The sequence below is a fragment of the Sphingobacterium thalpophilum genome (genome assembly GCF_038396785.1).
Taxonomy (GTDB): Bacteria; Bacteroidota; Bacteroidia; order Sphingobacteriales; family Sphingobacteriaceae; genus Sphingobacterium; species Sphingobacterium thalpophilum_A.
Window position 1 is genome coordinate 2,720,725 of record NZ_CP151087.1, and the last position, 16,525, is coordinate 2,737,249.

The following is a 16,525-nucleotide window of genomic DNA, read 5'->3' on the forward strand; positions in this document are numbered from 1 at the left end:
TATATTCTCTGCCCTCACCTACTAAAAATAGAAAGATGAAAAAGATCATAGTTGCCCTTTGCATAATTTTGGTATTTTCCAATGTGGATACGAAATCTCAGATCAGAACTACACGCGAAATACCAAGCTTAAAAATTAAAGATGGCGATGGCCAGCAAAACAAGGTGATATTGGCAGACCTAAAAATAGCTGTCGTCATATTCGGAAATATAGCCAAAACGACGATGACAATGGTCTTTGATAACAAGACCAACCGCGATCTCGAGGGCGAACTGACATTCCCTATGCCTGAAGGTGTCTCCGTGAGCGGCTACGCCTTAGATATCAACGGCAAATTACGACAAGCAGTTCCAGTCGATAAGAATAAAGGAACCGAAGTATTTGAAAGTATAGAAACACGCCGCATTGATCCGGGTTTATTGGAAAAAGTCGAAGGAAATAATTTCCGAACTCGAATTTACCCTTTACCAGCGAATGGGAAGCGTACCGTTCAGATTAGCTATTCAGAAAATCTGACCACAACATCGGATCAGGCTCGGTACTACCATCTACCCTTAAACTATAGTTCCCCCATTGAAAACTTCGCATTGGATATTCATGTCTTTCAAAATACCGATAAGCCAGATTTCACCGAGAAACCAGACGGTTCTTTGGCTTTCTCACAGCATAACAGCAATTACACAGCTTCTTTACATAAACAACAGTTTAAATCCCAGCGAAATTTAGTTCTTCAACTGCCGACAGGCAACAAGGAAGCATCTGGCCTATTTCAGGAAAATGGGGATAAAAGCTTCTACTTTCTTGCCAATGTAACGGCAAACGCGACAAAATCTACTCAAAAAAAATGGGGGCACAGTATTGGAATTATATGGGACCGCTCGCTCAGCAGTAAAAATAGAGATATAGAAAAGGAACTCGCCCTATTAGATCTCTTTTTTAAAGAAAACCCCAATATGACTGTCGATCTCGGCTTATTGGATATCCGCTTTGTAAAAGGTCATACGTTTCAGGTACGACAAGGTAATTGGAATGATCTCAAAAACTACATCAAAGGAATTGACTACGATGGCGGCACAGACTATAGTCAAATAAAAACCGGTGTAATACAGGCCAACAATTACCTGCTGTTTAGCGATGGCCTTTCTACATTTGGTCAAAGTAAAATCAACCTTGACAATCCAGTTTATTGCATTACTTCGTCCAATGGATCGGACTACGGTGTCCTAAAACAAATTTCCCAGAAACATCTTGGAAAGATGATCAATTTAGCCAATACCTCAACAACTGAAGCGTACCATAAGCTAAATACGATAGACCTTATTTACCTGGGGATAAAAGAAAAAAATGATTTTGAGGAAGTTTATCCTCAAAAAGGCACGCCAGTACAAGCCAATTTTTCTCTCGCAGGCGTAGGGAAAAGCCCGGGATTAAAGCAGATCACCGTACTTGTAGGAGATGGGCAACAAGCACCGCAAGAGATTAGTATAGCGCTACAGCCTGACCATGGTGAAATTGACCTACAGCAGATCTGGGCACAAAAGAAAATTGAAGCGTTGGATCTTCAATACGAAGACAATCGTGAAGAAATTGAAACACTTGGCAAACAGTTCGGTATTGTTACCCGAAATACCAGCCTGATTGTACTGGAAACCACAGAAGATTACGTACGTTATGCAATAACTCCGCCCGCCGAATTGCTTTCCGAATTCAATCGGCTCATCAAAGAAGAACATATAGAAAAGGAAGAACGTGTAGCAGACTTGTTGGATCAGGCTCAAGACATTACCAAACAGCTTCAGTCCTGGTGGAATACCGATTTTCAGCAAAAAAAGAAATACCCAACGCGTAAAAAATTGATTTCCATCCCTGAACTTGCTGTTGCCGAAGAAATGGCTACCGGAGTTGCTCCTGTTACACCTATACCGTCGCGTCCTTCAGCTAGCCCTGCCGCGACATCACGAGCCGAAGAACTCAGGTCATCAGCTCCCGCTAGTGAAAAAAGAGTGTCAGCCGAAGGCAATTCAAATACCGCCAAAGCTGTTACCAGTGAATTGGCGATGGCGGCATCTGATGATGTTCTTCAGGATTTCGCTGTTGTTCAATCCTTAGAAGAACGCGTAGCTGGCATACAAACGACAAGCAGCATCAACAGCATACATGGAAAAATAAGCATCCCTGAAATTAAAGAAGACCAAGCCTATTTACAGGACCTTAATCAATCCAAAGATCCTTACAAAAGCTATCTCCAACTTCGGAATCAGTATATGGGAACGCCAACTTTCTATTTTGATGTCGCAAACTTCTTTTTCAAAAGAGGAGATCACAACAAAGCCTTACTCATCTTAAGCGCACTTGCAGACTTACAAATTGAAAATGCAGATCTCTACAAAACCATTTCCTATAAGTTACGGGAATGGGGAGATTACGACAATGCACTGTTCATTACTGCTAAGGTATTAAAATGGCGTCCCATGGATCCACAAAGCCACCGCGATTATGCCCTCGTTTTACAAGACAAAGGTATGTTCAAGGAGGCACTAGAACAATTATATGGGATTTTGACCCAGAGCTACTCCCCAGAAGCTGCCGATCGCGATGATGGTATTGAAGAAACATTGGTCATGGAAATCAATAATCTCATTAAAGCAAACAAAGCTGCAAGCTCCAAAGTTGCCGTGAACAAAAAATTGATTGCTGACCTACCCGTCGACATTCGTGTTGTCATTAATTGGAATTCACGAAACACCGATATCGACCTTTGGGTAACTGATCCAAATCAAGAAAAATGCTTCTATAGTAATCCTGCCACAGCCATTGGGGGCCGACTCAGCAATGACTTTACTGGTGGCTATGGCCCTGAACAATTTCTATTAAAAAAAGCTTTAAAAGGAAAATACAAAATTGAAGTTGACTTCTATAACGATGATTCCCTTACTTTAGCAGGACCAGCAGCGGTCATGGCCGAAATTTATACCTACTATAGCAGTGGCAAGCAAGAACGAAAAATCGTTACGATCTATCTTGACCGCAATAAAGAGCGCAATATTGGGATTGGCGAATTTTCATTCCAGTAGTTGAGCAGAGACAGAAGGTGTTCAAAAAAACAAATCAAACCCTTTGAAAATTAGCTCTATGAAATGATGCTTTAGGGGAAAGGTATATAACCACATGAAATCGGGGCTATCCAAAAAGATTGGATAGCCCCGATTTCAATTAATGCAATTTACGAATAACAAGATCTTTTTGTCTATTCTCTAATTTCGTTTTGACATAAGGGTAAGTGAATACTGCTCCCAAAACGATACAAGTGCCAAGATAAAACCCACCGCTCATGGTCTCCTTTTGTCCAAATATCAACATCGCCAACAGAATACCATAAACAGGTTCCAGATTTGTTGTCAGCGCAACAGTAAAAGCAGATAATTCCTTCATGACAGCAACCCCCATAACATAGGCCACCGCCGTACAAACCACACCTAACAACAGCAGATAAATTAAATCTTGCTGTCCCAATTTCATTTCAGCATTGAAATCTCCTGTAAACAACATCAATATGCTGATCCAGAAGCATGCCCCCATCATCTCATAGAACGTAATCAAGGTCGGGCTCGATTTTTTAACCATGCGCGCATTGGCGATAGAAAATATACTCGCGCAAAACGCACAGCCAAGCCCTGCCAATAGACCAACAAGATAATGTGTTTCAAAAGAAAAGATCGTATAAATACCGATGATAATGACCAAACCAACAACAATATCCAACAGCGCAATACGCTTTTTATTCACAATAGGCTCCAATATTGCCGTAAATAAAGTCACCGAGGATAGCGTGACCAATGTCACCGATACGGTAGATACTTTGATCGAATAAAAAAATAATACCCAATGCAGTCCAACAACGGCCCCCACCATAAAAAATTGGAGAAATTGTTTCCGCGAAACTACAATCGATTGTTTAGTTACCAAGAAATAGATCAACAGCGCGATAGACGCTATTGCAACACGATACCACACTAAATGAAGGGCAGATACGGAAATCAAGCTACCCAAAATTCCGGTAAATCCCCAAATAAGTATTGTTAAATGCAGAATTAGAATATTCCGATTTAATTGAATTTTAATCATATTCTCTAGAATACATTTGTATAGAAATGATGAGCAATACCTATTATTTCCCTTTATAAGGCAGGCTCACTGAAGTTATTGAAAACTAACAAAAAATTACTTTGGCGCTTTTATCGCCAGGTATAGTGCTACCAAAAAGAAGGTAACATTCGGAATTAATACGGCTATCAACGGTGGCAGTCCCCCTTTCAAAGAAAACATGTTTGCAAACTGTATAAAGACGATATACGTAAAACTTAGCGCGATACCGATACCAAGACTCAATCCTATCCCCCCACGCACTTTCTTGGAGGACAGTGCCACACCCATCAAGGTCAGTACAAAAGCTGAAAATGGATACACATAACGCTTGTATTTCTCAAGCAATAAATCGTTCATGACTCCTGTTCCTCTGATCTCCTCCTTATGGATACGAATATTTAATTCGCGTGTATCCATGGCGGTAAACATATTGTCACGTACCTCAAAATCCGAAGGTTTCATATCCAAGGTTGTGTCTTTAACGGCTCCTTTGTCCATGCGTTCATGCAGTCCGTTGATAATACGATTGGTATACCCCTCGATCTTCCATTTTGTTGCCACCGAGTCCCAGGTAATACGGTCAGCCATCATTTTTTCCTTGAGGGTATCCCCTTTGAAAATTTCAAGTACAAAGCCGTATCCTGTTTTGGTTGTATTATCAAAATTATCTATATAAACATAGCTGTTTTTGTCCAACTGCATGTGAGTAGAAACCCTCGAGTTATCCTTGGGTGGCTTTACATAGATATTTTCAAAATCAACCTTCATCTTATTGGTATTCGGAATAATAAAAATGTTGAATACCAAAGAAATGGCAAATATCAGGGTTGCAGCGATCATGTAAGGACGAAGCAAACGGTTAAAGCTATACCCGGCACTTAGAATTGGGACAATTTCAGTTTGGTCCGCCATCTTGGACGTAAAGAAAATAACCGCAATAAAGTTGATCAGCGGACAAAGAAAATTTAAGTAAAAAGGAATAAATCCAGCATAATACTCAAAAATAATCTTATCGAGGGGTGCATGATATTTTAAAAAATCATCCAGTCGTTCGGACACGTCAAAAACCACCATGACAACAGTAAATATGGCCATAGTGAATAAAAAAGTACTTAGATACTTTTTGATAATGTAACGATCGATTAACGACAGCATTTTTTTTACTTGAGCTATTTAGTTCTACAAACGTTGATCCAATATTTTTACCATTTTGTTTTTCCAATCGTAGAAAGTTCCATCAATGATTCGCTCCCTAGCCTGATTAACCAACCAAAGGTAAAAATGTAAATTATGTAAAGAAGCAATTTGTGCCCCAAGAATTTCTTGTGATTTAATCAAATGCCTTAGATAGGCTTTCGAATAAAAGTGATCTGCATGCAGATCACTTTCCGCCTCTATTGGTGAAAAATCATCTTTCCACTTTTCATTTTTGATATTGATAATACCATTTTGTGTGAATAGCATACCATTTCTAGCATTACGGGTTGGCATAACGCAATCGAACATATCCACCCCTAAGGCAATATTTTCAAGAATATTTACCGGTGTTCCCACCCCCATAAGATAACGTGGTTTGTCATGCGGTAAGATGTCACAGACAACTTCGGTCATAGCATACATTTCTTCCGCAGGCTCGCCTACCGATAATCCACCTATCGCATTCCCTTCACGGTTAAACGAAGCAATAGTCTCCGCAGATTTTATTCTTAAATCTTTGTAAACAGATCCTTGAACAATTGGAAACAAAGTCTGATCATACCCATAAAGCGGATCAGTGCTATCAAAACGATCCACACAGCGTTTCAGCCAACGATGGGTCATATCCAAAGAACGACGTGCATACCCATAATCACATGGATAAGGCGTACACTCATCAAATGCCATAATGATGTCTGCACCGATAATACGCTGCGTATCCATGACATTTTCTGGTGTAAATAGATGTTTTGATCCATCGATATGGGAACGAAAGGTAACCCCTTCTTCTTTGATCTTACGTACTTCGGTCAACGAATACACTTGATAACCACCAGAATCTGTTAAAATAGGTCGATCCCAACCATTGAATTTATGCAATCCGCCGGCTTTATTCAACACATTCAACCCTGGACGTAAATAGAGGTGGTACGTATTACCCAGAATAATCTGCGCTTCAATATCGTTCTTCAATTCATGTTGATGAATTGCTTTCACTGTACCTGCCGTACCAACAGGCATAAAAATAGGTGTTTGAATGGGACCGTGTGCAGTTTCGACAACACCTGCACGTGCTTTTGACAACTTATCTTGTGCTTGTAGCGTAAATTTCATTAATATTTTTCCTCTGAGACTATTTCTATTTTAAAGAATGATTTGCCATGGAAATGGCGATATCGGCATTTGGAGTAAAAAATTAAAAACTCATTTTCAACTAGTTGCAACTTAAAAAGTCGCTATAGCTTTCCTAATTTCCACCCAAGCTCGGATTCATCCCTAGAATACGTTGCAAAAATACTATAAAAAGATTTGCAAACAGGATGTTTCAAAAATAAATTATCATTTTTCCCCTATAAAAAAGTTGCGGAAAGCACTTATCTTTGTGAGCTATGCTTGACCTTCACGTATTTTTGGCCAATCTTCCATATATTGCTTTCGGAGTATTGGGTCTTTTCCTATTGATACAATTGTACTACATCTTATTTGTATATAGTAAATTGAGTAATTATCAAATTGAACCTGTACAAGAAGGAACCGAATTCCCACCGCTATCCGTTATTATTTGTGCGCACAATGAACAGGATAATATTCCTGAATTCCTTCCGACTATACTGAATCAAGACTATCCCAATTTTGAAGTAATTGTTGTCAATGACTTCTCGACAGACAATACGCCTTGGATATTGCATGATTTCGAAGCAAAATATCCCCATTTAAAAATTGTGGATATCAAAGAGCATATTCGCTTGAAACATGGTAAAAAGTTTGCTGTCAGTATGGGGATCAAAGCATCAAAGCACCAGACACTGGTGTTTACCGATGCGGATTGTGCGCCACAATCTGATCAATGGCTCAAAGAAATTGCAGCAGCTTTCAGACCAGAAACAGAAATTGTACTAGGCTATTCTCCTTATTTTAAGAAAAAGAGCTTGCTAAATCTATTGATTCGATTTGAAACCAGCCATACGGCCATGAGTTATTTCTCCTATGCACTAAAGGGAGATGCCTATATGGGAGTAGGGCGTAACATGGCTTACCAAAAAGACCTTTTCTTTCGCAACAAAGGATTTGCAGCCCATATGCATATTAAATCGGGCGATGATGATCTTTTTGTCAACCAAAATGCAAATCCGACCAACGTTAATATTGCACTGGCAGCCGAATCTATTGTCTATTCAGAACCCAAAGCGACCTGGAGGAGCTATTACAAGCAAAAAGCAAGACACTCAGGAGCCTCTACTATTTACAAAAAGCGACATCAGCGCATGCTGGGCACCCAGCTGGTATCGGCAGTATTCTTTTACATAGCACTTATCGCAACAGCGATTGCCTTTCCAATGTACTGGTATGTTCCTGTTACAGCCTACCTCCTAAGGCTGATTGCACAATGGATAATATTTGCCAACATCTATAAAAAACTAGAAGTAAAGGAACTGATTTGGTGGCTGCCTTTGGTAGACTTCATCTACTATTTCTATATTTGCATCAATGGCATCTTCAGCAGAAAAAAGAAAAAAATAAGCTGGAAATAATTCACTTTTAAAATACGAAGCTTTGAATCCAACAGTTGATATCATCTATAACTATTTTCCAAAATTAACGGATATTCAAAAAGAACAGTTTGCAAAACTTGCCGACCTCTATACATTTTGGAATAGCCAAATCAATGTTATTTCACGTAAAGACATTGATAGCCTCTACCTGCACCATGTGTTACACTCGCTAGGGATCGCTAAATTTGTCCAAGAGCTCACGCCAGGAACACAAATTTTGGATGTGGGAACCGGAGGAGGCTTTCCAGGTATCCCAATGGCCATTATGTTTCCTGAAGTCAAATTCCATTTGGTCGATTCTATCGGCAAAAAAATTAAGGTCGTACGTGAAGTTGCAGCTGGACTCGGTCTCCAGAATGTTGAAGCAGATCATATTCGCGCAGAACAACTCGACGACAAATATGATTTTGTCATATCACGTGCGGTGACAAGACTTGGAGAATTTACGCCTTGGATACAGAATAAATTCGCAAAAAAAGATAAAAACGGGATCCCTAATGGAATTCTTTACTTAAAAGGCGGAGATCTCACCGAAGAGATCAAAGAATCTAAACTCAAAGCAGAATTACACCCACTTTCAGATTACTTTAAAGAAGATTTCTTTGATACAAAATATCTGGTATATGTACCGATGTAATTAAAGTTTGGCATTACCCATAGGAAACTGAAGTCGCCTATGGATAATGTCTACAGAATCGAGGTAGTTCGTTAAACACTTATGGATATAAGCGATCTTCTCATAACGATCATTCTCACGAAGCCACTTTAAGGAAGGCTCATAGTATATCCTAAATTTCCGCAAAGAATCTCCCGATAGCTTGCTGTATTCCCCAGTCAAAGGATACCATTCCTCGCGAATCAGATCCTGTTGGTACTCTTTTTCAAACTGACGTTGAAGTTTTCTCGAATTTCGTCCTTTTCGACTGAATTTATTGTAAAGCTTGTTCAGATTGACAGCAATTCCACCCTGATGAGGCAAGGTCACCATATTTTTCGTATCACCCCAGAAAAAGATCGACTTATACTCCTCCTTTTTTTCTTCCCATTTATCCGCTGCTGATTTACGTTTGATCGAAACAGTATCCAAACGTAAAGTATCGTTTGGACTTCCTTTTTTCCCAATGGTATCCTGATGATAAAATTCCGATGGATAGGCAAAAAGTCCCTGCCGATAAAATGAAAAGTAGACACAGAAAAACAATAAAGATAGAAATCCGATACGTACCATATTTATATTTGATAAACCAAAATAACCAACTATAAATAAAATTAAAAAGTATTTAACTATCTTTAACTTAAGGAACTAAAGACCTAATTCCTTTTTAATTTCTAGGCCAATTAGATTGCCTTCTTCATCCATACCGAACATAGGAAGCTCCGTTTCTGGATTCAGTTTCAGCCAGTTTGTATCATTGTCTTTAATAATCTTTACGTATTCCACGCCATCCTTAAAAATAACATACGTATCTTCTTCCTCAGGGAAAACAGAATAAACTATATCCCCCAATTCGATATCAAAAGGTTCTTTCATTTCCATAGTTAAAATATCATTAATCGCTCAAAGTTACCAATTCCTCTTCTTTCTTTCCAAAATTGACCAATATTTCATCCCACGCGATCTCAAATAAGCTCAGGAAAATTGCATTCATTCCATACCAATCCGCGGGTATTCCAGCAAGCACGTGATCTCCTCCGATTAACAACTTCGCAATTCCACTAAAAATACAACAAGCCTGAGCAATTCTAACAAAAAGTACAACAGCTAGTTATATTTTTCATATATTTAGATAAACCCAATTATGAAACTAATTTATCCCATAGCTTTGACGAAAATCAAGGGGATTGGCCCTAAAACAGCGCGTCACATCATTGACCAAGGTCACGATTTAGCGGACTTATTTGCGTACTCAAAAAAAGATTTGATGCAAATTCTTGGGATACGTGAGCCAATCGCCGAAGCAATATACAATAAAAGCTATATGCCCGCCTGTGAAAAAGAACTCGCTTTTATCGAAAAACATCAGATACAAGCGTTATGGCTGGAAGACGAAAATTACCCCGATAGGCTGCGGCAATGTGAAGACGCTCCGCTTGTTGTCTATTATAAAGGGAATCAACCACTCAACAGCGCAAAAGTTATTAGTATCGTCGGCACTAGACATTCAACCTATTATGGCCAGAAAATATGCGAAGATTTGCTAGATGCCATGAATTGTACCAAAGACACCCTAATCGTTAGTGGTCTTGCTTATGGTATTGACGCATTAGCACATCGCAACGCCCTAAAAAATAATATTCCCACTGTTGCTGTATTAGGGCATGGTCTCGATCGAATTTACCCTGCATCTCATCGCGAACTTGCCACAAAAATGCTAGACCAAGGCGGTTTATTGACAGAATTTACATCCAACACATTACCTGAGCGCAGTAATTTTCCTATGCGCAATCGCATCATAGCCGGTATGGCAGATGTCACCATTGTCGTCGAGGCGGCCATTAAAGGTGGTGCTTTAATTACTGCAGAAATAGCCAACAGCTACAACCGTGATGTATGTGCCTTCCCTGGCTCCATTTTTGAAAAAAGTTCTGAAGGCACAAACTACCTCATCAAAACCAACCGTGCTCATATGATTAGAGGTCTTCAGGATCTCGAATACCTCATGAATTGGGAAATCAGCACAAAAGCCGTTGACCAACAGCTTAGCCTTCCTTTGACACTGACAAAAGACCAACAACTCCTTTTTACACTCATTCAGCAAAAAGGACAATTAGAAATAGACCACATGATTGACCTCACAAAATGGCCACAAAGTAAATTGGCCTTAATCCTATTGGAACTTGAAATGCAGTCACTCATTCACGCCCTACCTGGAAAACGTTATAAAACTACCGGACAGACGGAAATTCAAAAAAACTAGCTCATTTCATAGCATGCACCAGCGCCGAAATGTTATTCGGAGCACAATAAAAATTCACCATTATACCCAACCAAAAACCAAGAATTAATGAACGAAAACAATACAAAAAGTATCTGGAAAGTCATCGGAGCTTCCTCCATGGGAACACTAATCGAATGGTATGACTTTTTCATTTTTGGCAGCCTATCCATTGTCATTTCCACCAAATTCTTTCCTGCAGAAAATCCAACAGCGGCTTTTCTTTCAACCCTAGCCACATTTGCCGCTGGATTTGTTGTCCGACCATTTGGCGCCCTATTTTTTGGCCGACTAGGTGATATTATCGGTCGAAAATATACGTTTATGGTTACTTTAATGCTCATGGGCGGAGCAACATTTCTCATAGGTTGTATCCCCAGCTATGAGAGTATTGGGTTTTGGGCACCGCTGCTCGTGTTGATCCTTCGTCTCTTGCAAGGTCTTGCTCTAGGAGGAGAATATGGAGGTGCAGCAACTTACGTCGCCGAACATGCCCCATTGGGCCAGCGGGGTTATTGGACATCATGGATACAAACAACAGCTACCTTTGGCCTTTTCATATCACTCGTTGTCATCCTCCTGACCAAAGGCTTTCTCAGCGAATCACAATTTGATTCTTGGGGATGGCGGGTTCCCTTCCTCCTATCTTTAGTCATGGTATACGTTTCCTATCTTATTCGTAAGAAGATGAAGGAATCACCCGAATTTAGCAAGGCCAAAGCGGAAGGAAAAACAAGTACAAATCCGCTAAAAGAAAGCTTTGGTAACCGATACAACCTCAAATTTGTACTGCTCGCACTTTTTGGTGCAGCCATGGGACAGGGCGTTGTTTGGTACACGGGACAGTTTTACTCGATGAGTTTCATGAAGACGGTCATGCACCTTCAATCTGACCAGGCCGATACAATCCTCGGCATCGCACTACTGTTGGGAACTCCATTTTTTGTCGTATTTGGGTGGCTTAGTGACAAAGTTGGACGAAAATGGATCATGCTCGGTGGGATGTTACTTGCCGTATTGACTTACCGCCCGATTTACGAATCCATGTACCAACTTTCTAATGCAGAACAGAAAGTCAAGGTGAACGAAACAACGGAGGTCCCCCTTGGACCGCAATCAACAGAAGTCATTTCGATCATCAAGACTCAATATGAGGACCAGACCGAAGTTACTAGAGCCAGCATGATACATCAGTCAGGAAAACTCAAAGGACAGCCAATGACCAAAACCACAGTCCATCTTGCAGGCAAGAACTATATGCTGCTCGTCCTGCTGATCTTTATACAAGTGATTTATATTACAATGGTGTACGGGCCCATCGCGGCATTTCTTGTTGAACTATTCCCTGTAAAGATCCGGTACACATCCATGTCCTTACCCTATCATGTTGGAAATGGAATATTCGGCGGCCTCCTTCCTGCGGTATCGACATACTTAACAACAAATGCTGAAGCATCCAATACCCCGCAATTCTATCTTGCAGGTTTGTGGTACCCTATTATCATTGCCATTGTATGTTTTATCATTGGTAGTATTTATATCAACAACAAATCAACTCCCGCAACACATGAATAATCTCAAAAAATTCCTCGGCATACTTTGGATCGTTTTAGCATTGTTTACCGCTTATTTCTCCATTTTTGAACTGGCCCTGCCAAAGATTTCAACGGGACATCAGGAAGATCTCGTTTTCGGAATCATTATCCTGTGCATCTTAACTCCCATAATCTCCATTGGACTCGGCTTATTTGGCTATTATTCCCTATTGGGCGAATACAATCAAGAAAAAATGTAGTCCAAAAAATGAGATCGACTTTGAATAAGGGAAATTAGACTATATAAGCCTATTCAAAGTCGATCTCATATACGCCAGATTATACTACTTCCGACGTTTCCAAAAGAACAATTACAGCCAGTGGACTTCGCCAAGCACTTATTTTACGCCATTGTTAGCGGATTTACACAGATACCAGCTATTTTCCACCATAAAATAAAGCTAAGAGCAGCTACTAAATACAATTTATTGCAATGATAATCAGCAGCATAAGATAAAATAGCATTTTTTCTTTCCTAAAACTGTTTTTTTTTCTACTTTTGTGGCGGGTAAGTCTTCTACGACCAGCTCCCATTGACTCCCCCAGGTTGGGAACAAAGCAAGGGTATTTGGTTGAGCGGTGCGATAGGAGTAGCTTACCCTTTTTTTATGCCCATTTTTTTTGACTAATCCTCCGGTCCAAAATTCAATTCTAACCTAATAATCAGCTAAATACCTTATATATCCCAATTGTTACCCGCATTTCCCCTATTTATAGAAGCCCTGTTACACAAGGAGTTTTAATCGCTTGGCATGTACATTCAACACAATTATAATTGTATATAAAAGCAAATTTATATAAGTTTGTAATCGAATAAGAACTATCGTATGAGTTGGTTTAAAAGAGAAAAAGCTGGTATTAGCACAGCTACCGCTAATAAAAAAGAAGCACCTGATGGTATGTGGAACAAATGTCCCACATGTAAAAAACCATTGTTGCATCTTGAACAAGTAGAAAACGACTATGTTTGTCAATATTGTGGGCACCACTTAAGAATTGGCTCCAAAGAATATTTTTCAATTTTATTTGACAATAACGAATTTACAGAACTATTTCCTAATCTAAATTCTGGTGATCCATTAGAATTTTTCGATTCAAAGCCATACCCTGAACGTTTAAAGGAAAGTCAAGCCAAAACAGGCCTGAAAGATGCTTTACGTTCTGGCCATGGAAAAATGAATGGTCAAGACATCGTTATTGCTTGTATGGACTTTAGTTTCATCGGCGGATCAATGGGATCTGTCGTTGGTGAAAAAATCGCGCGTTCGATAGATTACTGTATTGAGCATAAAATTCCATTTATGCTAATCTCCAAATCAGGAGGTGCACGTATGATGGAAGCCGCATTTTCATTGATGCAAATGGCTAAAACTTCGGCTAAATTAGCGTTATTGGCAAAGGCAGGACTTCCTTACGTTTGTTTATTGACTGACCCTACGACAGGAGGAGTTACAGCATCTTACGCGATGTTAGGTGATGTAAATATCGCAGAACCGGGAGCATTAATCGGATTTGCAGGACCACGTGTCATTAAAGAAACAATCAAAAAGGATCTTCCAAAAGGATTCCAGACTTCAGAATTTGTTCTTGAGCATGGATTTTTGGATTTCATTGTCGACCGTAGACAGTTAAAAAACAAAGTAGCTACTTATCTTAAATTAGTGGGATAATCATCCTCAAAATAAAAAAGAAAGCGGTGCCAAGAATATTCTTGGCACCGCTTTCTTTTTTGAAAGTGTCTATTTTATCGGCTAGAAAGCATCTTCAATTCAGCTCATAATTGTTGTGCCTATGACCTTATGAGGCTTTTATGGCAGGGTTGAATAGGCCATCTTTTTAAAGATATCGCCAAAAAGCCCATATTTTTCTTTTGGACAAATAATCTGTTTCGCCCTCCCTGTCATACGCTTCCCGCTCAAAAGAAATACGCCGGTAGGCTTTATCAAAATCTCTAAATTGAATAAAATGAACGACAAATTCTATGAGATACCATACATAGAAAAAGAGAATACCTAATTCAAGCGCCTGTCGCAAATGTATACGCTCATGACGAATCAAGTCGTCCTGCTGTTTAAAAAAGGTATTTTTCAGAAAGATAAAAGGATAAATAGTAATTGCATTGGCTTTTCCAAAAGAGAAGAAATTCGTCCAAAATTTGCTAACTATAATCATATATGATGTTTAGACCGTTTTCAAACTAGTCAAACTTAGAAAAATTTCCCTTTATACACAATTATTATTGGCTTCTCATGAATTGTACGATATCCCTCTCGGTCAGTCCCTAATCAGATAAGAGATCGCAAAAATTTCTTTTTGAATTGGAATTTTTATTAAGTTTGCTATAGATTAATCGTGAAGATATGCCGTACAAAGAGCGTGAAATAAATAAATTGTATTATACAATGGGAGAAGTTACAGAAATGTTTGATGTAAATGCGTCCCAAATACGTTTTTATGAGCGTGAATTTGACATTCTACAACCTAAGAAAAATAAAAAAGGCAATCGCTTATTTACGCAAGAAGATATTGCCAATTTAAAGATCATCTTCAATTTGGTTAAAGATAAAGGTTATACCCTACAGGGTGCACGTGATTACCTGCGTGACAACAAATCTGAGGCAAAAGAAAATCAACGTGTTGTAGATTCATTGGAGCGCTTGAAGAACTTTCTTCTTGAAGTTCGTGATTCACTATAGTACCTGAGAAACTTCTTTTAAAACTCCCGCCATAGGAAACTTTCCATCGTTTTCACCAACTTCTTCCCGTCTATCCGAGAGGGAAATTCTTTCGATTTATAGAAGAAATAAGATAACGAGCTGACACATTTTACAGCTGAAAATCATATATTTGTTTTACATCAGTAATAGTGTTATTTTATAATATATAGCCATGAAAATTGTGCTAAAAAGAATATATGATGCAGCTTCCCCTAGTGATGGGTATCGTGTACTCATCGATAGACTTTGGCCTCGTGGAATAACAAAGGAAAAGGCTCATTTGTCTGAATGGAATAAGAATCTTGCCCCTTCAAAAGAACTTCGGATCTGGTATCACCACAATCCAGCTTTGTGGGATGACTTCTCGGAAAAATATCGAACAGAACTAAAGCATAACAACTATTGCAAGGAATTTCTTGACCACAACAAGCAACAAGAAATCATTACGTTATTATATGCCGCCCATGACACCTTGCATACCCACGCCCTGATCTTACAGACCTATTTACAGGACCTTTATCAACAATATATCAGCAACAACAGATAATAGTACAACGACCATGCAGACAGCATCTATTTTTCAAAACGTCACATTTCAGGACAAAAAACCCAAAATGGACCTCCTGCTAGAAACAAATGGCAGCAAAGAATATCGCTTGGCTTTTGCAGAAGGGCAATATCTAAAGGAGCATACAACAGCTGCATCAATTATTGTGGAAATTGTCGAAGGCAATATTGATTTTGGCGTTAACGGAAGCAAAATCAGTCTAACGAAAGGCATGTTAGTGACATTAGAGCCGAATGTACCGCACGATCTCTTTGCCATTACCCAAAGTATCGTCCGGCTGTCTATTCATAAAAAAGACTAAAGAAGAATCTAGGTGACTTAACGGTCTTTGAGTTCAATAACCTCCAGGTTCTCAATTTTATCTTTATTGATCTCAAACCGCATTAATGTCCTTACTTTGTGCCAGCCCTGCTTACCTGCCGCCCCAGGGTTAAGATGGAGACAATGGATCTTGGGGTCGAAGATAACCTTTAAGATATGTGAATGTCCAGTAATAAATAATTTAGGTGGATTTTTCATCAATTCCCCTTTTATGCGTGCAGCATATTTCCCCGGATAACCACCAATATGTGTCATAAATACGTCCACTTCCTCACACCTAAACCTCAAATCTTCTGGAAATTGTAAACGAATTTCCTGACCATCAATGTTTCCGTATACTCCGCGCAGTGGCTTAAAAGCGGCTAACCGATCCGCAACATCAGGATCACCAAAATCGCCCACATGCCATATCTCGTCGCAGGCTGCAAAATGAGTAAATACAGCTTCATCTAAAAAAGAATGTGTATCCGAGAGTAATCCGATCTTTGTCATC

17 protein-coding genes and 1 other RNA gene are annotated in these 16,525 nt (G+C 39.4%); 11 read left to right on the top strand and 7 right to left on the bottom strand.

What is annotated here, in order from left to right; genetic code table 11:
* Positions 1–35 precede the first annotated feature (35 nt).
* Positions 36–3,074 (top strand): VIT domain-containing protein, encoded by a 3,039-nt coding sequence (locus AACH28_RS12095; protein WP_070560677.1) that lies wholly within the window; start codon positions 36–38, stop codon positions 3,072–3,074.
* Positions 3,075–3,213: 139 nt separating this feature from the next.
* Here the strand turns inward: AACH28_RS12095 and AACH28_RS12100 are convergent, their stop codons facing one another.
* From AACH28_RS12100 to tgt, 3 genes are all read right to left on the bottom strand, one after another.
* Positions 3,214–4,125 (bottom strand): EamA family transporter, encoded by a 912-nt coding sequence (locus AACH28_RS12100; RefSeq protein ID WP_313419821.1) that lies wholly within the window; start codon positions 4,123–4,125, stop codon positions 3,214–3,216.
* Between the two features lie 96 nt (positions 4,126–4,221).
* A complete protein-coding gene (locus AACH28_RS12105; protein ID WP_286710233.1) occupies positions 4,222–5,298 on the bottom strand; it encodes an LptF/LptG family permease in 1,077 nt (358 codons plus the stop codon).
* 27 nt (positions 5,299–5,325) lie between these two features.
* Positions 5,326–6,456, bottom strand: coding sequence for a tRNA guanosine(34) transglycosylase Tgt (tgt, locus tag AACH28_RS12110; protein WP_341833043.1), 1,131 nt, complete (start codon positions 6,454–6,456; stop codon positions 5,326–5,328).
* Between the two features lie 275 nt (positions 6,457–6,731).
* Between tgt and AACH28_RS12115 the strand changes: the two genes are divergently transcribed.
* Entirely contained in the window at positions 6,732–7,874 is a 1,143-nt protein-coding gene (locus tag AACH28_RS12115) for a glycosyltransferase (RefSeq protein WP_286710231.1), read from the top strand.
* A 22-nt stretch (positions 7,875–7,896) separates the two neighbouring features.
* Positions 7,897–8,532 carry a 16S rRNA (guanine(527)-N(7))-methyltransferase RsmG gene (rsmG, locus tag AACH28_RS12120; RefSeq protein WP_075991061.1) on the top strand — a complete coding sequence of 212 codons (636 nt, stop codon included), beginning with the start codon at positions 7,897–7,899 and terminating at the stop codon, positions 8,530–8,532.
* Here rsmG and AACH28_RS12125 read toward each other — a convergent pair whose 3' ends face one another.
* Positions 8,533–9,123, bottom strand: a complete 591-nt coding sequence (locus AACH28_RS12125) for a hypothetical protein (RefSeq protein WP_286882628.1) — start codon at positions 9,121–9,123, stop codon at positions 8,533–8,535.
* Positions 9,124–9,198: 75 nt separating this feature from the next.
* Positions 9,199–9,432 carry a hypothetical protein gene (locus AACH28_RS12130; protein ID WP_341833044.1) on the bottom strand — a complete coding sequence of 78 codons (234 nt, stop codon included), beginning with the start codon at positions 9,430–9,432 and terminating at the stop codon, positions 9,199–9,201.
* A 262-nt stretch (positions 9,433–9,694) separates the two neighbouring features.
* Between AACH28_RS12130 and dprA the strand changes: the two genes are divergently transcribed.
* From dprA to accD, 5 genes are all read left to right on the top strand, one after another.
* The gene (gene dprA, locus AACH28_RS12135) at positions 9,695–10,813 is read left to right on the top strand and encodes a DNA-processing protein DprA (RefSeq protein ID WP_286709443.1); all 1,119 of its coding nucleotides are present in this window, start codon (positions 9,695–9,697) and stop codon (positions 10,811–10,813) included.
* 87 nt (positions 10,814–10,900) lie between these two features.
* Positions 10,901–12,406, top strand: coding sequence for an MFS transporter (locus AACH28_RS12140; protein WP_341833045.1), 1,506 nt, complete (start codon positions 10,901–10,903; stop codon positions 12,404–12,406).
* Positions 12,399–12,626, top strand: coding sequence for a DUF6814 family protein (locus tag AACH28_RS12145; RefSeq protein ID WP_075991056.1), 228 nt, complete (start codon positions 12,399–12,401; stop codon positions 12,624–12,626). The genes AACH28_RS12140 and AACH28_RS12145 overlap by 8 nt, the downstream gene beginning before the upstream one ends.
* Before the next feature lie 306 nt (positions 12,627–12,932).
* An RNA gene (gene ffs / locus AACH28_RS12150) (signal recognition particle sRNA small type) lies at positions 12,933–13,030 on the top strand.
* 223 nt (positions 13,031–13,253) lie between these two features.
* A complete protein-coding gene (accD, locus tag AACH28_RS12155; RefSeq protein ID WP_088160245.1) occupies positions 13,254–14,096 on the top strand; it encodes an acetyl-CoA carboxylase, carboxyltransferase subunit beta in 843 nt (280 codons plus the stop codon).
* Between the two features lie 166 nt (positions 14,097–14,262).
* Here the strand turns inward: accD and AACH28_RS12160 are convergent, their stop codons facing one another.
* Positions 14,263–14,598, bottom strand: a complete 336-nt coding sequence (locus AACH28_RS12160) for a hypothetical protein (RefSeq protein ID WP_088160244.1) — start codon at positions 14,596–14,598, stop codon at positions 14,263–14,265.
* Between the two features lie 188 nt (positions 14,599–14,786).
* Between AACH28_RS12160 and AACH28_RS12165 the strand changes: the two genes are divergently transcribed.
* The 3 genes from AACH28_RS12165 (at position 14,787) to AACH28_RS12175 (ending at position 16,012) form a co-directional block, all read left to right on the top strand.
* On the top strand, positions 14,787–15,122 hold the full coding sequence (locus tag AACH28_RS12165; protein WP_046674120.1) for a MerR family transcriptional regulator: 336 nt from the start codon (positions 14,787–14,789) through the stop codon (positions 15,120–15,122).
* Positions 15,123–15,315: 193 nt separating this feature from the next.
* Entirely contained in the window at positions 15,316–15,690 is a 375-nt protein-coding gene (locus tag AACH28_RS12170) for a DUF488 domain-containing protein (protein ID WP_088160243.1), read from the top strand.
* A 13-nt stretch (positions 15,691–15,703) separates the two neighbouring features.
* Positions 15,704–16,012, top strand: a complete 309-nt coding sequence (locus AACH28_RS12175; RefSeq protein WP_088160242.1) for an AraC family ligand binding domain-containing protein — start codon at positions 15,704–15,706, stop codon at positions 16,010–16,012.
* A gap of 17 nt (positions 16,013–16,029) precedes the next feature.
* Here the strand turns inward: AACH28_RS12175 and AACH28_RS12180 are convergent, their stop codons facing one another.
* A complete protein-coding gene (locus tag AACH28_RS12180) occupies positions 16,030–16,524 on the bottom strand; it encodes a metallophosphoesterase (protein WP_088160241.1) in 495 nt (164 codons plus the stop codon).
* Between the last annotated feature and the right edge of the window lies 1 nt (position 16,525).

Bases quoted from the DNA above. Each gene is read 5' to 3' on its own strand.
- AACH28_RS12095 (WP_070560677.1), top strand. From the start codon at position 36: ATGAAAAAGATCATAGTTGCCCTTTGCATAATTTTGGTATTTTCCAAT.
- AACH28_RS12100 (WP_313419821.1), bottom strand. From the start codon at position 4,125: ATGATTAAAATTCAATTAAATCGGAATATTCTAATTCTGCATTTAACA.
- tgt (WP_341833043.1), bottom strand. From the start codon at position 6,456: ATGAAATTTACGCTACAAGCACAAGATAAGTTGTCAAAAGCACGTGCA.
- AACH28_RS12115 (WP_286710231.1), top strand. From the start codon at position 6,732: ATGCTTGACCTTCACGTATTTTTGGCCAATCTTCCATATATTGCTTTC.
- AACH28_RS12125 (WP_286882628.1), bottom strand. From the start codon at position 9,123: ATGGTACGTATCGGATTTCTATCTTTATTGTTTTTCTGTGTCTACTTT.
- AACH28_RS12130 (WP_341833044.1), bottom strand. From the start codon at position 9,432: ATGGAAATGAAAGAACCTTTTGATATCGAATTGGGGGATATAGTTTAT.
- dprA (WP_286709443.1), top strand. From the start codon at position 9,695: ATGAAACTAATTTATCCCATAGCTTTGACGAAAATCAAGGGGATTGGC.
- AACH28_RS12140 (WP_341833045.1), top strand. From the start codon at position 10,901: ATGAACGAAAACAATACAAAAAGTATCTGGAAAGTCATCGGAGCTTCC.
- AACH28_RS12145 (WP_075991056.1), top strand. From the start codon at position 12,399: ATGAATAATCTCAAAAAATTCCTCGGCATACTTTGGATCGTTTTAGCA.
- accD (WP_088160245.1), top strand. From the start codon at position 13,254: ATGAGTTGGTTTAAAAGAGAAAAAGCTGGTATTAGCACAGCTACCGCT.
- AACH28_RS12160 (WP_088160244.1), bottom strand. From the start codon at position 14,598: ATGATTATAGTTAGCAAATTTTGGACGAATTTCTTCTCTTTTGGAAAA.
- AACH28_RS12165 (WP_046674120.1), top strand. From the start codon at position 14,787: ATGCCGTACAAAGAGCGTGAAATAAATAAATTGTATTATACAATGGGA.
- AACH28_RS12170 (WP_088160243.1), top strand. From the start codon at position 15,316: ATGAAAATTGTGCTAAAAAGAATATATGATGCAGCTTCCCCTAGTGAT.
- AACH28_RS12175 (WP_088160242.1), top strand. From the start codon at position 15,704: ATGCAGACAGCATCTATTTTTCAAAACGTCACATTTCAGGACAAAAAA.
- AACH28_RS12180 (WP_088160241.1), bottom strand. From the start codon at position 16,524: ATGACAAAGATCGGATTACTCTCGGATACACATTCTTTTTTAGATGAA.